This is a genomic window from Cyanobium sp. Candia 9D4 (assembly GCF_024346155.1).
Lineage (GTDB): Bacteria > Cyanobacteriota > Cyanobacteriia > PCC-6307 > Cyanobiaceae > Cyanobium > Cyanobium minutissimum.
In genome coordinates this window covers 1-11,889 of sequence record NZ_JAGQCK010000016.1, presented here as the reverse complement: position 1 = coordinate 11,889, position 11,889 = coordinate 1, and the positions used below count along the sequence as shown (strand labels likewise).

Genomic DNA, 11,889 nt, shown 5'->3' with positions numbered 1-11,889 from the left:
GACGCCCCTGATTAGGCTCCCCCCATGGTTTCCCAGGCCGGCACCGTCCCGATCCCAGCCCCGATCCCCGCCTCCCCGGCGCCCGGGTCCGGGGCCCTGACGGTCACGGGATCGGAGCTGCTGGATTGGCGTCGCCGCCTGCTGGCCCGAGGCGGCGCCGCCTCCGACCTCGACTGGCTCCTGGATCTGGGCGGCGGGCTGCGCTGGAGCCAGCTGCAGTCGCTCTGGTGCCACCCGCAGGCCACCCTCCGGCTCGATCGCCCGCTGGAGGCGCTCGAAGCCCTCTGGCACCGGCACCGGTGCACCCACGAGCCCCTGCAGTACCTGGTGGGCCGTTGCCCCTGGCGCGACCTGGAACTGCCGGTGGCCCCCGGCGTGCTGATCCCCCGTCAGGAAACGGAGCTGATGGTGGACCTGGCCCTGGAGCTGCGACGACAGGCCCCCCCCATCTCCTGCTGGGCTGACCTGGGCACCGGCTCCGGCTGTCTGGCCATCGCCCTGGCCCGCAGCCTTCCCGCCAGCCGTGGTTTCGCCGTCGAGGTCAGCGCCGAGGCCCTCCCCCAGGCCAGGGCCAACCTCGGCCGCTGGGACCTCCAGGGCCAGGTTTCCCTGCTGGCGGGCGACTGGTGGCAGCCGTTGCAGCCCTGGTGGGGCGGGCTGGATCTGGTGCTGAGCAACCCCCCCTACATCCCCAGCGCCACCCTGGACGGGCTGGAGCCGGTTGTGCGGGATCACGAACCTCACCTGGCTCTTGACGGCGGCCCCGATGGGCTTCTGGCCATCCGGTCGATCGTGGCCGGTGCCGTGCAGGCCCTCGCCCCTGGCGGCCTGCTGCTGCTGGAGCACCACCACGACCAGAGCGAGGCGGTCGGCGAGCTGCTGCGGGCCGCCGGTCTGGAGCACCCCGGGGTCCACCCCGACCTGGAGGGCCGGGCCCGTTTCGCCAGCGCCTGGAGGCCCGTGGCCCAATGAATGGTCCCGCCGATCTGGCCAGGCGTGTGGCGGCCGGGGAGGCCGTCCTGTTCCCCACCGACACCCTGCCGGCCCTGGCCTGCCGGCCAGAAGCGGCGGCCCTGCTCTGGCGCCTCAAGCAACGGCCCGCCGACAAGCCCCTGATCCTGATGGGGGCTGACCTGCCCCAGCTGATCGCGGTCCTCGCGGTGCCCTGGCAGCAAGCCTGGCTGGAGCAGGCCCGCTGCAGCTGGCCCGGGGCCGTCACCCTGGTGCTGCCGGTCACCGGCACCCTCACCGACCATCTCCATCCCGGCGGCACCAGCCTCGGCCTGCGTGTCCCGGCCTGCGAGCCGGCGCGGGAGCTGCTGCGCCTCACAGGCCCGCTGGCCACCACCAGCGCCAACCGCTCCGGCCAGCCCCCCGCCACCACGGCGGCGGAAGCGGCGCTCCAGTTCCCCGGGCTGGCCTTGCTGGAACCCCAGCCCTGGCCCCCGGGATCCGGCCAGGCCAGCACCGTCCTGGCCTGGCGGGGGGAGGAGCGCAGCGACGATCCCTGGGCGGTGCTCCGCGCCGGAGTCCTGCCGGCGCCCGGAGCGGGGGGGGCCTGATGCTGCCGCTGCTGGTGGTGGTGCTGCTGGGGGTGTCGCTCTGCCACTGGCTGCTGGTACCCCTGGTGCATCTGGCCACGCCTGTGTTCGAACTGGGTTGGCTGGGGTGGCTGCTGCTGGCCCTCAGCCTCTGGCTGTTCGCCGGCCTCTGATGGCCCCCTGCTGACGCGTCGCCTGCCAGCCGGCCGCCGGGGGCCGGCTGGCACCTAGCCTCCCCACCGACTCCCCGGCACCGCCCCTGCCCGCGGCCGGTCCCCTGTCCAGCGCCGATGGAGGCGTGCCCGACGCCCCATGACCCTTCCCCCCACCGGTGACCCCGGCCTGGCCGCCTTCGGCTCCAGCCTCATGGCCATCACCCTGGCCGAGCTGGGCGACAAGACCTTCTTCATGGCCCTGATCCTGGCGGCCCGCCATCGCCCCCGCTGGGTGTTCCTGGGGGCCTTCGCCGCCCTCACCCTGGTCACCCTGCTGTCCCTGGGCATGGGTTTCGGCCTCAGGGAGTGGCTGCCCCAGGCCGTCGTCCCCTGGCTGGCGGCGGTGCTGTTTCTGGGGTTCGGCGTGAAGCTCCTGGTCGATGCCTCCCGTCTTCCGGCCGACGCCGCGACGGAGGAGGCCAGCGAGGCCGAGGCGGCCATCGAGGCCGCCGAAAGCGACGGCAGTGTCCGGGGGCCGGGCGCCGTGATCTGGGAGGCCTTCGTGCTCGTGTTCCTGGCCGAGCTCGGGGATCGCACCCAGTTCGCCACCATCTTCCTGGCGGCGGCCCCGGCCTTTAGTTTCGCCGGTCTGCTGGCCGGAACGCTTCTGGGCCACGCCCTGGTCACCTGGCTGGCGGTGGGAGCGGGCCAGTGGATCGGCGGCCGGATCAGCGAGAAGGTCCTTTATCGCCTCAGCGGCGGGCTGTTCCTGGCCTTCGGCCTCCTGTCGATCCGGCAGGCGATCGGCTGAGTCCCCTCAGCGGGATGCCGGTTGCTGCAGGTCCCAGCGGAACAGACCCCGCAGGGTGGGTTGCTGGAACGGGCCCTCCTCCATCGTCGGGGTGAAATCCACCCTCTCGTTGACGGGAACGGTCAGGGGACGCTCCGGTGGACCGACGGACGGCAGCCCCTGGCCCCCGACCGCGGGTGATGGTCCGCCGGGATCCCCGTAGCGGGTGCGGATGCCGGGGCGGCCCAGAATCTCGGCACCGGAGCGGGCCGGCGACACCGGCGGTGGCGGCGGTGGCGGGCCCGGGGAGGCCTGGGCCAGGGCCCCTGGCAGGGTGATCAGTCCTGCCACCAGCCAGGTGTGGCACGCCATGGCCTCCCGTGCGCTGTGCTGGGCCGATGGTAAGGGCGGCGGCTGCGCCCATCCCCTGGCAAGCCGGCTAACGGATTTGAACCGATGGCCTTCGCTTTACAAAAGCGCTGCTCTACCACTGAGCTAAGCCGGCATGGGCCCCTGGGGCCTGGCCCAGCCTATCCCTGGGCAAGGGCCCAGAGCAGGAGCTGGGTGCGGCTGCGGCAGCCGGTCTTGGCCAGCAGATGGGACACGTGGCACTCCACCGTGCGTGGACTCAGCACCAGCTGGGCGGCGATGTGGCGGTTGCTGTCCCCCCGGCGCAGCAGGTCGAGCACCCGCTGCTCAGCCGGGGTGATGCCCACAGGAAAGGCGTCCGTCATGCTGTGCCGTCGTATTGCTGTTTCCATGGTTCCCCTGGCAGGCCGGGCGGGGGGAGTCCCGTCAGTCCGCAGGCGCGTCGCCGGAGGACGGCGTCCCCGGCGGCTCGGCGGCCGAGGGGTGGCTCGGCTCCCCGGCGCTGGCGTCGTCCTGGGGCAGGGCGGGGGGCTGGGCCATGCCCACGGCGGCGGCGGCCGCCACCAGGGCGGGCAGGGGCCGGGCCCGCTTGATCGGCAGGTTGGCCACCAGGGCGGTGACGCGGTCCTCGGTCTCCAGGCTCACGTCGCCCTCCTCCAGGTCGATCTCCACGTAGCGCTGCACCACCTCGAGGATCTCGCGGCGCATCTGCTCGAGCAGCTCGGGATTGAGATCGCTGCGGTCGTGGGCCAGCACCAGCTGCAGCCGCTCCTTGGCCAGGGTTCCACTGGGCTTCTGGCGCCCCAGCAACCGTTGGAGGAAATCGAACAGCGTCATGGTGCTCAGAAGAGACCGGTGGTCTTGCGGATCTTGTTCATCAGCCGGGCGCGCAGGCCCCTGCGGACCTTGGAGGGATCCTCCAGGGGAACGTCCTCACCCCGCAGGCGCCGGGCGATGTTCTGGTAGGCCTTCGCGGCGGGGGAGCCGTTGCCGTTGAGGGTGAGCGGTTCCCCCCGGTTGGTGGACACGATCACCTGCTCGTCCTCCACCACCAGGCCCACCAGGGGCAGGGCCAGGATGTCGGTGACATCATCGACACCCAGCATCTCCTGGCTGGCCATCATCTTGGGCCGCACCCGGTTGAGCACCAGCTGTACCGGCGCCACGCCGCGGGTGTTGAGCAGGCCGATCACCCGGTCGGCATCCCGGACGGCCGACACCTCCGGGGTGGTGATGACGATCGCCTCGCGGGCTGCGGCGGCGGCGTTCTTGAAGCCGTCCTCGATCCCGGCCGGGCAGTCGATGAGCACGAAATCGGCCCGCTCCGCCACCATGGCGACGATGCGCTGCATGTCCTCGGGGGTCAGCCACTCGAGCATGCGGGGGTTGCCGGCGGGCAGCAGGGCCAGATTGGGCTCCTGCTTGTGTTTCACCAGGGCCTGCTCCAGCCGGCAGGTTTCGGCCAGCACCTCCTGGGCGGTGTAGACGATGCGGTTCTCCAGGCCCAGCAGCAGATCGAGGTTGCGCAGGCCGAAATCCGCATCGAGCACCACCGTGCGCTCCCCCAGCCGGGCCAGGGCGATCCCCAGGTTGGCGGTGAGGGTCGTCTTGCCGACGCCCCCCTTGCCGGAGCAGATGAGGATGATGCGGGCGGGGGCTGACGTCACGGCATCCACGGGCGTCGGGGCAGGCTAATCCCACCCGGCGGAACGGCTGTGCCAAGGCCCTGAACTGCCGCTAGAAAGGCCCATCCCCTCCACCTTGCGATGACCACTGCCCCCCACCGGCCCCAGCGGCTGCTGGTGATGCCCGACGACGGTGTGGATGCGGTGGTCGAGCTGATCGAGACCGCCAGCGAGCAGTTGCTGCTCAAGCAGTTCAAGCTGCAGTCCGTGGCGGTGGAGGAGGCCCTGCGGCGGGCCCGGGAGCGGGGGGTGGAGGTGCGGGTCATGCTCAACCCCCACACCTCCGGCGGCGACCGCTGGAACGATGAGGCCTTCGCCCGCCTCCAGGGCTGGGGCATCGACACTGCCTGGACCAGTGAGGCCTTCCCGGTGACCCACGAGAAATCGATGGTGGTCGACCGGCACACCGCCCTGGTGGCCACCTTCAACCTGGCCGACAAGTACTTCACCGAGACCCGCGACTACGGGGTGCTCACCTACAACCCCGCCGTGGTGGCCCAGGTGACCGCCGGTTTCGAGGCCGACTGGCAGCGCGTCTTCTTCCAGCCCGACCTGGGGGTGGGGCTGGTGTGGAGCAGCGCCCACAGCCGCGGACAGATGGCCCGCATCGTCGACGCCGCCACCCGCACGCTCTGGATCCAGCACCCCAAGTTCGTGGATGCGGTGATCCTCGAGCGGATCATCAGCGCCCGGGAGCGGGGCGTGAAGGTGCGGGTGCTGTGCGGCGGCAAGCATGGCATCAGCGACTGGGACATCTACGACACCTTCTCCTCGCTGCGGGTGATGCAGCGCTTCGGCGTCAAGGTGCGCAGGCAGCAGCGGCCCAAGCTGCACGCCAAGCTGATCCTGGTGGATGGGGCCTTCGCCCAGACCGGCTCGATGAACATCGACCGCAGTGCCTTCGATCTGCGACGCGAACTGGGCATCGAGAGCGACGCCCCCGAGGTGGTGGCCCGGCTGCGCGAGATGTTCCAGACCGACTGGGAGAACGCCGAGAAGTACAACGCCCCCGATCCCCTCGATCCCAAGTACCACGAGGAAGGGGAACTGCCTCCGGACCCCCATTTCGTTCATGACTGAGCTCCCCGCCCCCGCCCCGACGGCCGCTCCGCCCGGGCTGAGGCAGCTGTTCACGGGCATGCTGATGGTGGCCCTCTCCGCCTTCGGCGGTGGTCTCTCGGCCTGGAGCCAGCGGATCATCGTCGAGCAGCGCCGCTGGATGAGCAACGAGGAGTTCCTCACCGGGCTCACCGTGGCCCGGCTCTTCCCCGGCCCCAACCAGATCAACATGGCCGTCTATGTCGGCACCTTCTTCCGGGGCCTGCCCGGGGCCCTGGCGGCCCTGGCCGGGATGCTGCTGGTGCCCTTCACCCTGCTGATGGCGGTCGGGCTGCTGTATTTCCAGTTCCACAGCCTGCCCGCCCTCGACCGGGTGCTGGCGGGGGTGGTGGCGGCGGCGGCGGGGATGGCCCTGTCGATGGGCTTCAAGATCCTCGATGAGTACTGGAAGGATCCTGTGGCCCTGCTGCTGGCGGCGGTCACCTTCGTGCTGATGACGTTCTTCCATGTGCGCCTGGTGCCGCTGGTGCTGGTGGCCGGCCCCCTGGCGATGGCCTGGTACTGGCCGCGGCGGCCCCAGCCCGGGCCCCCGGCCGGAGAGCCGCGCTGATGCCGCCCCTGCTGCTGGCGGCCGTCGCCGAGACGGCCAGCTGCGCCCCCATGCGCCTCAACGATCTCGGCCACCTGCTGCAGGTGATGGGCACCTTCCTTGGCCTGTCCCTGTTCTCCCTGGGGGGCGGCAACACCCTGCTGGCCGAGTACCACCACCTCAGCGTCGTCCAGTACTGCTGGCTGCGGCCTTCCCAGTTCGCCGACCTCTACGCCCTGGCCGAGGCGGCCCCCGGACCCAGTTCGATGATCGTGGGGCTGCTGGGCATGGGGGCCGGCTGGCGCGAAGGCCCCGGCTGGGCCCTGCTGAGCGCCTACGGCGCCGAGATCGCGATCCTGCTGCCCTCCACCCTGCTGATGGTGGTGGCCTGCCTCAGCTGGAACCGGCTGCGGAACTCCCCCTGGCGGGTGGCCTTCGAGAGGGGCCTGGGGCCCATCACCCTCGGCATCCTGTTCGCCGTGGGGGTCAAGATCCTCCAGACCGCCGACACCAATGCGCCCGGGGTGGTGGTGTCGCTGCTGGTGTGCGTGCTGATGCTGCGCACCCGGATCTCGCCGCTGTGGTTCATGGCGGTGGCCGGCGGGCTCGGGGCCTTCGGCCTGATCAACCGCTGATCTCCATTCAGCCGCTGAAGTCCGGCGTCGCCGGATCGATGCGGATCTCCCCGTCCACCAGTTGGGCCTGCTCGGCCAGACCGGGGGGCGGCAGACCCTCGGGGCCCCGGGCCACCACATCGGCGATCCGCAGCTGCAGGGGCCGCAGCTGCAGGGCCACGACGCGGGCCCCCCGATCCCCGCCGACGCCGGCATGGGCGACGCCCCGCAGCCGCCCCCACACCAGGACGTTGCCGGCGGCGCTGATCCGGGCACCCGGGTTCACATCCCCCAGCAGCAGCACCGAACTCTCCCCCTGGAGATGGTCACCGGCCCGGAGTGTGCCGCGATGCACGAGCAGATCGGACGCCGGTGCCCCCGCGGCCGCGGCAGAAGGTGCCGGCCGGGCCGGGCCCGGATCGGTGTCGAGGCCGAGGGCCGCGGCGGCCACCAGGGTTTCCGCCCGGCGGCTGGCGACACGCACCAGCTCCAGCTGCAGGGAAGCCAGCAATTCCTGGAGCTGGCGCAGGTCCGGCAGCCGCAACAGCCAGCGGCCCGCCTCCAGCACCACGGGGCCCGGAGGCGGCTGGCGACTGCCGAGGACGTAGCGCACCTCCTCGAGGGCACTGGCGGATCCCTCCTGGGCCGGCAGCCGCAGCAGGTGGGGCTGCTGGCCATCGATCGCCTGGATCAGTGCGGCTGCCACGACGGTGCCCTTCGGTGCAGCGAACCTAGAGGTCCCGCCGGACGGCGTCGTCCTGCCGCCGCACTGCCAGGGCCTCCCGCAGCGTGTCGCTGATCCGGGCCGGATGGATCAGCCAGGCCATGTCGACGGTCTGGCAGAGGCTGGCCACCAGGGGCGAGCGCTGCTCGAGGGCCTGCAGCCGCTGGCCGTCCCAGAGGCGCAGGCCCCCGGAATAGGGGTGATAGCCCCGGCTCTGGCGCTGTTCCAGGGCGCAGCAGCCCTCCGCCACCAGACCGGCGCGTTCGCACAGCCCCCGGGCCACCGCCAGCAGTTCGATCCGGCCCGCCGGGGAGAAGTCGCTGACGTCGGTGGCCTTGGGCAGGCGCCGCTCCAGCAGCCGCCCGCAGGGGTCGGCCAGCTCCTCGGGCCCCTCCTCCCGCCAGCGAACCAGGTGGTAGCCCGTGCGGATGTCGTCATTGGCCAGGTAGCTCTCCAGATCGAGCTGATCCCGCTCCCAGAGCCAGCGGGCCATGGTCGCGTCCGCCCAGACCTGCCCCGGGCCGAGCCGGCGAGCCACGCTGATCACCCGGTTGAGCAGCCAGTTGCAGACGATGTTGAGCCGGTGGTTGTAGACGCTCCGGTACATCAGATGGCGCACCACCAGGTAGTGCTCCACCGCCATCAGGCCGCGGGGGTGGAGGGCCAGATCCCCGTCGGGGGCCAGGGTGAGGCTGGCGAGGATCCGCTCCAGATCCAGCTGGCCGTAGCGGGTGCCGGTGCTGTAGCTGTCGCGCAGCAGGTAGTCGAGCCGGTCGCAGTCCAGCTGGCTGCTCACCAGCGCCTTGATGGCCCGGCTGGGGTGGTGGCCGTGCTCCAGCAGGTCGGCCACCAGGGCGGCCCGGCCCGGGGCGCCGTCATCGAGCCGGTCCCGCAGGGCGGGGTGGTCGCGGATCAGCCGGCCCGACCAGGCCTCGTGCCGCAGGCCGAACATCTCCTCGCCGGAGTGGCTGAGGGGCCCGTGGCCCACGTCGTGCAGCAGGGCCGCGGCATAGAGCACGTCCCGGTGCCGGGCCAGACAGGGATCGAGGCGCTCCAGCTGCTGCAGGGCCAGCCGCGCCACCGCCAGCACCCCGAGGGAATGGGTGAAGCGGCTGGATTCCGCCCCGTGGAAGGTGAGGTAGGCGGGCCCCAGCTGGCGGATGCGCCGCAGCCGCTGGAAGGGGGCGGTGTCGATCAGGTCGATCGCCAGGGCCTCGGCCGGGTCCTGGCGATCCAGGCGGATCGCCCCGTGAAGCGGATCGTGGTAAGTGCGCTGGCTCATGGGGCCGGGGCCGCCAGACCGGCGACGAGCAGCCGGGCCGCCTCCTCCAACCAGCTGTCCCCGTCTCCGTCGGGCTCCAGGGGCTCGGGCTGGCTCAGCAGCACGTCCGGTTCGATCCCCTGGTTCTGGATGTCACGGCCGCTGGGGGTGAGGTAGCGGGCCACGGTCACCGCCAGGCCGCTGCCATCGCTCAGGTTGATCAGGGTCTGGATCAGCCCCTTGCCGAAGGTGCGGCTGCCGGCCAGGCGGGAACGGCCGCTGTCCTGCAGGGCCCCGGCCAGGATCTCGCTGGCGCTGGCCGTGCCGGCGTTCACCAGGGTGAGCAGGGGGCCGCCATAGAGCTGTCCCGGACCCGCCTGCTGGCGATCGGCGATGCCGCCCCGGTCCTGCGTCTCCACGATCGGGTCCCCGTCGAGCAGACCATCGGCCACCGCCAGCCCGGCGGCCACCAGGCCGCCCGAGTTGTTGCGCAGATCCAGGATCAGCCCCTCGATCGGCCCGCCGCCCCCGGGGGCGCTCAGGACGGCCAGGGCGGAGCGCACCTGCTGGGGCACCGGCTCGCTGAACTGGGTGATCCGCAGGTAACCGAGGCTGTGTCCGTCACTGAGCAGGCGGTGGCTGCGCACCGGCTGCAGGTCCACCTCGCGCCGATCGAGCAGCACTTCGCTCTCTTGTCCCGATGGGGCGCGCAGGGCCACAAGCACGTCGCTGCCGGCGGGTCCCCGGAGGCGGGCGGCGGTGCCCTCCAGCCCCAGCTCTTCGGCCGGCGTGCCGTCCACCCGCAGGATCTCGGTGCCGGACGCGATGCCGGCGTCGGCGGCGGGGGAGGCGTCGAGGGGGGCGATCACCACGATCCGCTGGTCCCCCGCCCGCCGGCCCAGCTGCAGTCCCACACCGGTCACCCGCCCCTGGGTGCTGGAGCGCAGGGTGGCGAACTCCTCCGGGCGCAGCATCCGGGTGTAGGGGTCGTCGATGGGGGCCAGCATCGCTTCGATCGCCGCGTAGGCCTCCAGCGAGCTGCTGATCGGCTGCTCCAGTGTCTTCTGGCGCAGGCGCCGCCACTGCACCGCCTCCAGCTGCGCTGGATCGACGTAGCTCTGGTTCACGAGCCGCCAGGCCTCCACCACCAGCTGCTGGGCATCGCTGAGGGCCAGCGCCGCCGCTGGCATGCCGAGCGGCAGGCACAGCAGCAGGCAGAGTCCTGTCCCCACCAGCAGCCGGAGGGGCGCCAGCCGGCGGCGCAGCCCTGTTGCAAACCATTGAGCCGGCAGGGAGCGGCGGGCCGGGTCTCTCACGGGGGGGTCAGAACGATCGGTAGACTCTCGCAACCCAAGCCCCACGCTGCATGGCGAACTCGTCCACCGGCGCCAAGTCGTCCCCGATCTATGACTGGTTCGAGGAACGCCTGGAGATCCAGGCCATTTCCGACGATATCTCCGCCAAGTACGTCCCCCCCCACGTCAATATTTTTTATTGCCTGGGCGGCATCACCCTGGTGTGCTTTCTGATCCAGTTCGCCACCGGGTTCGCGATGACCTTCTACTACAAGCCCACGGTGGTGGAGGCCTACAGCTCGGTCCAGTACCTCATGACCGACGTCAGCTTCGGCTGGCTGATCCGCTCGGTCCACCGCTGGAGCGCCAGCATGATGGTGCTGATGCTGATCCTGCACGTCTTCCGGGTCTACCTCACCGGAGGCTTCAAGCGTCCCCGGGAGCTCACCTGGGTCACCGGCGTCACCATGGCCGTCATCACCGTGTCGTTCGGCGTCACCGGCTATTCCCTCCCCTGGGACCAGGTCGGTTACTGGGCCGTCAAGATCGTCAGCGGCGTGCCGGCCGCCGTGCCCGTGGTCGGCGACTTCATGGTCGAGCTGCTCCGCGGCGGTGAGAGCGTCGGCCAGTCCACCCTCACCCGCTTCTACAGCCTCCACACCTTCGTGCTGCCCTGGCTGCTGGCGGTGTTCATGCTGATCCACTTCCTGATGATCCGTAAGCAGGGCATCTCCGGCCCGCTCTGAACCCCGTTCCTCCGCCTAGCCTTCCCCTACCGGTCACCAGCGCTCCGAGTTCCCACCATGCACATCCTCAAGAAGCCTGACCTCACCGATCCCAAGCTGCGGGCCAAGCTGGCCAAGGGCATGGGGCACAACTACTACGGTGAGCCGGCCTGGCCCAACGACCTGCTCTACATCTTCCCGGTGGTGATCCTCGGGACCATCGCCTGCCTGGTCGGCCTGGCCGTTCTGGATCCGGCGATGCTGGGTGATCGGGCCGACCCCTTCGCCACGCCGTTGGAGATCCTGCCCGAGTGGTACCTCTACCCGGTGTTCCAGATCCTGCGGGTCGTCCCCAACAAGCTGCTGGGCATCGCTCTGCAGACGATGATCCCCCTGGGCCTGATGCTGATCCCGTTCATCGAGAGCTTCAACAAGTTCCAGAACCCCTTCCGCCGCCCGGTGGCCATGGGTGCCTTCCTCTTCGGCACCGTCTTCACCATCTACCTGGGCATCGGCGCCTGCCTCCCGATCGATAAGTCCCTCACCCTGGGTCTGTTCTGAGTCGACGGTCGGCCGGACCTTCCAACCCATTCTTTCAAGCCGCGAGTCATCGCGGCTTTTTTTGTGTCCATGGGCCCGTCTGTGCGGGTGCGGCCCCCGTTCCCCATGGGCCTTGATCGTCCAGGGCGCCCGGAGGGGACCCATGGGCCGTCTCTGCCGTGCGGCTGGGCCTGGATTGGTTCCTTATCGCAGCCGCGCTCCCCTGGAACCCTGGCCGGGCAGCAAGGCCCTGCCCAGCTGCCAGGCACCCAGCCACCCTGGATGGGTGGTGCCGCCCGGGGTGGTCTGCTGGCCCCCTTGGCTCTGCGGAGGCTCCTGCGACCTGGTTGCTGGCCTTGGACAGGGGAGGTAAGGAACCGTTGTGTCGGGGTCAGCCCTGGGGGCCTCCCCTGAGGTGATATGATTTTGGACTGCGCCCCAGAGAGCGAGAGCTCGAGCGGGGAGCAGGCTTACGGGATCGAGAGGCGCGAGCCGACGGTGTTGTAAGTTTTCTGAGTCGCCGGGAGGCGACGCGCCGCGAG

The 11,889-nt window shown here is 71.0% G+C and carries 15 protein-coding genes, 1 tRNA gene and 1 pseudogene; 9 read left to right on the top strand and 8 right to left on the bottom strand.

The genetic code is table 11. The features are described from left to right. Positions 1-24: 24 nt before the first annotated feature. The 4 genes from prmC (at position 25) to KBZ08_RS16160 (ending at position 2,507) form a co-directional block, all read left to right on the top strand. Entirely contained in the window at positions 25-972 is a 948-nt protein-coding gene (gene prmC / locus KBZ08_RS16175; RefSeq protein ID WP_254974274.1) for a peptide chain release factor N(5)-glutamine methyltransferase, read from the top strand. Next, entirely contained in the window at positions 969-1,562 is a 594-nt protein-coding gene (locus KBZ08_RS16170; RefSeq protein WP_254974272.1) for an L-threonylcarbamoyladenylate synthase, read from the top strand. The genes prmC and KBZ08_RS16170 overlap by 4 nt, the downstream gene beginning before the upstream one ends. Continuing rightward, positions 1,562-1,714, top strand: a complete 153-nt coding sequence (locus KBZ08_RS16165) for a hypothetical protein (RefSeq protein ID WP_254974271.1) — start codon at positions 1,562-1,564, stop codon at positions 1,712-1,714. Before KBZ08_RS16170 ends, KBZ08_RS16165 begins: the two co-directional genes overlap by 1 nt. A gap of 139 nt (positions 1,715-1,853) precedes the next feature. Continuing rightward, complete coding sequence (locus KBZ08_RS16160; RefSeq protein ID WP_254974269.1) at positions 1,854-2,507, top strand: TMEM165/GDT1 family protein; 654 nt, start codon at positions 1,854-1,856, stop codon at positions 2,505-2,507. A gap of 6 nt (positions 2,508-2,513) precedes the next feature. Here the strand turns inward: KBZ08_RS16160 and KBZ08_RS16155 are convergent, their stop codons facing one another. The 5 genes and pseudogenes from KBZ08_RS16155 to minD all read right to left on the bottom strand — a co-directional run bounded on the left by KBZ08_RS16155 (position 2,514) and on the right by minD (position 4,531). Then, complete coding sequence (locus KBZ08_RS16155; RefSeq protein ID WP_254974268.1) at positions 2,514-2,858, bottom strand: hypothetical protein; 345 nt, start codon at positions 2,856-2,858, stop codon at positions 2,514-2,516. A 61-nt stretch (positions 2,859-2,919) separates the two neighbouring features. Then, positions 2,920-2,991, bottom strand: a tRNA-Thr gene (locus KBZ08_RS16150). Positions 2,992-3,016: 25 nt separating this feature from the next. Then, on the bottom strand, positions 3,017-3,220 hold the full coding sequence (locus tag KBZ08_RS16145) for a response regulator transcription factor (protein ID WP_106221960.1): 204 nt from the start codon (positions 3,218-3,220) through the stop codon (positions 3,017-3,019). Positions 3,221-3,437: 217 nt separating this feature from the next. Then, a pseudogene (minE, locus tag KBZ08_RS16675) lies at positions 3,438-3,692 on the bottom strand (cell division topological specificity factor MinE); the annotation flags it as partial. Positions 3,693-3,697: 5 nt separating this feature from the next. After that, positions 3,698-4,531, bottom strand: a complete 834-nt coding sequence (gene minD, locus KBZ08_RS16135) for a septum site-determining protein MinD (protein WP_181280160.1) — start codon at positions 4,529-4,531, stop codon at positions 3,698-3,700. A gap of 90 nt (positions 4,532-4,621) precedes the next feature. Between minD and KBZ08_RS16130 the strand changes: the two genes are divergently transcribed. Genes KBZ08_RS16130 through KBZ08_RS16120 form a run of 3 tightly spaced genes read left to right on the top strand, consistent with a single transcriptional unit; the run spans position 4,622 to position 6,823 of the window. Further along, positions 4,622-5,620, top strand: coding sequence for a phosphatidylserine/phosphatidylglycerophosphate/cardiolipin synthase family protein (locus tag KBZ08_RS16130; RefSeq protein WP_106221964.1), 999 nt, complete (start codon positions 4,622-4,624; stop codon positions 5,618-5,620). Then, positions 5,613-6,209, top strand: coding sequence for a chromate transporter (locus KBZ08_RS16125; protein WP_254974264.1), 597 nt, complete (start codon positions 5,613-5,615; stop codon positions 6,207-6,209). Before KBZ08_RS16130 ends, KBZ08_RS16125 begins: the two co-directional genes overlap by 8 nt. Next, the gene (locus tag KBZ08_RS16120) at positions 6,209-6,823 is read left to right on the top strand and encodes a chromate transporter (RefSeq protein ID WP_254974262.1); all 615 of its coding nucleotides are present in this window, start codon (positions 6,209-6,211) and stop codon (positions 6,821-6,823) included. The genes KBZ08_RS16125 and KBZ08_RS16120 overlap by 1 nt, the downstream gene beginning before the upstream one ends. Before the next feature lie 7 nt (positions 6,824-6,830). On the opposite strand, the gene minC is transcribed toward KBZ08_RS16120, so the two are convergent. Genes minC through ctpZ form a run of 3 tightly spaced genes read right to left on the bottom strand, consistent with a single transcriptional unit; the run spans position 6,831 to position 10,103 of the window. Further along, complete coding sequence (minC, locus tag KBZ08_RS16115) at positions 6,831-7,508, bottom strand: septum site-determining protein MinC (RefSeq protein WP_254974260.1); 678 nt, start codon at positions 7,506-7,508, stop codon at positions 6,831-6,833. A gap of 25 nt (positions 7,509-7,533) precedes the next feature. After that, the gene (locus tag KBZ08_RS16110; protein WP_254974258.1) at positions 7,534-8,808 is read right to left on the bottom strand and encodes an HD domain-containing protein; all 1,275 of its coding nucleotides are present in this window, start codon (positions 8,806-8,808) and stop codon (positions 7,534-7,536) included. Then, entirely contained in the window at positions 8,805-10,103 is a 1,299-nt protein-coding gene (gene ctpZ / locus KBZ08_RS16105) for a carboxyl-terminal processing protease CtpZ (RefSeq protein WP_254974256.1), read from the bottom strand. Before ctpZ ends, KBZ08_RS16110 begins: the two co-directional genes overlap by 4 nt. 50 nt (positions 10,104-10,153) lie before the next feature. On the opposite strand from ctpZ, the gene petB reads away from it, so the two are divergent. Continuing rightward, positions 10,154-10,828 carry a cytochrome b6 gene (gene petB, locus KBZ08_RS16100; RefSeq protein WP_254974254.1) on the top strand — a complete coding sequence of 225 codons (675 nt, stop codon included), beginning with the start codon at positions 10,154-10,156 and terminating at the stop codon, positions 10,826-10,828. Between the two features lie 57 nt (positions 10,829-10,885). Beyond that, entirely contained in the window at positions 10,886-11,368 is a 483-nt protein-coding gene (gene petD, locus KBZ08_RS16095) for a cytochrome b6-f complex subunit IV (protein ID WP_015109204.1), read from the top strand. Positions 11,369-11,889 lie beyond the last annotated feature (521 nt).

Bases quoted from the DNA above. Each gene is read 5' to 3' on its own strand.
- prmC (WP_254974274.1), top strand. From the start codon at position 25: ATGGTTTCCCAGGCCGGCACCGTCCCGATCCCAGCCCCGATCCCCGCC.
- KBZ08_RS16170 (WP_254974272.1), top strand. From the start codon at position 969: ATGAATGGTCCCGCCGATCTGGCCAGGCGTGTGGCGGCCGGGGAGGCC.
- KBZ08_RS16165 (WP_254974271.1), top strand. From the start codon at position 1,562: ATGCTGCCGCTGCTGGTGGTGGTGCTGCTGGGGGTGTCGCTCTGCCAC.
- KBZ08_RS16160 (WP_254974269.1), top strand. From the start codon at position 1,854: ATGACCCTTCCCCCCACCGGTGACCCCGGCCTGGCCGCCTTCGGCTCC.
- KBZ08_RS16155 (WP_254974268.1), bottom strand. From the start codon at position 2,858: ATGGCGTGCCACACCTGGCTGGTGGCAGGACTGATCACCCTGCCAGGG.
- KBZ08_RS16145 (WP_106221960.1), bottom strand. From the start codon at position 3,220: ATGACGGACGCCTTTCCTGTGGGCATCACCCCGGCTGAGCAGCGGGTG.
- KBZ08_RS16130 (WP_106221964.1), top strand. From the start codon at position 4,622: ATGACCACTGCCCCCCACCGGCCCCAGCGGCTGCTGGTGATGCCCGAC.
- KBZ08_RS16125 (WP_254974264.1), top strand. From the start codon at position 5,613: ATGACTGAGCTCCCCGCCCCCGCCCCGACGGCCGCTCCGCCCGGGCTG.
- KBZ08_RS16120 (WP_254974262.1), top strand. From the start codon at position 6,209: ATGCCGCCCCTGCTGCTGGCGGCCGTCGCCGAGACGGCCAGCTGCGCC.
- KBZ08_RS16110 (WP_254974258.1), bottom strand. From the start codon at position 8,808: ATGAGCCAGCGCACTTACCACGATCCGCTTCACGGGGCGATCCGCCTG.
- petB (WP_254974254.1), top strand. From the start codon at position 10,154: ATGGCGAACTCGTCCACCGGCGCCAAGTCGTCCCCGATCTATGACTGG.
- petD (WP_015109204.1), top strand. From the start codon at position 10,886: ATGCACATCCTCAAGAAGCCTGACCTCACCGATCCCAAGCTGCGGGCC.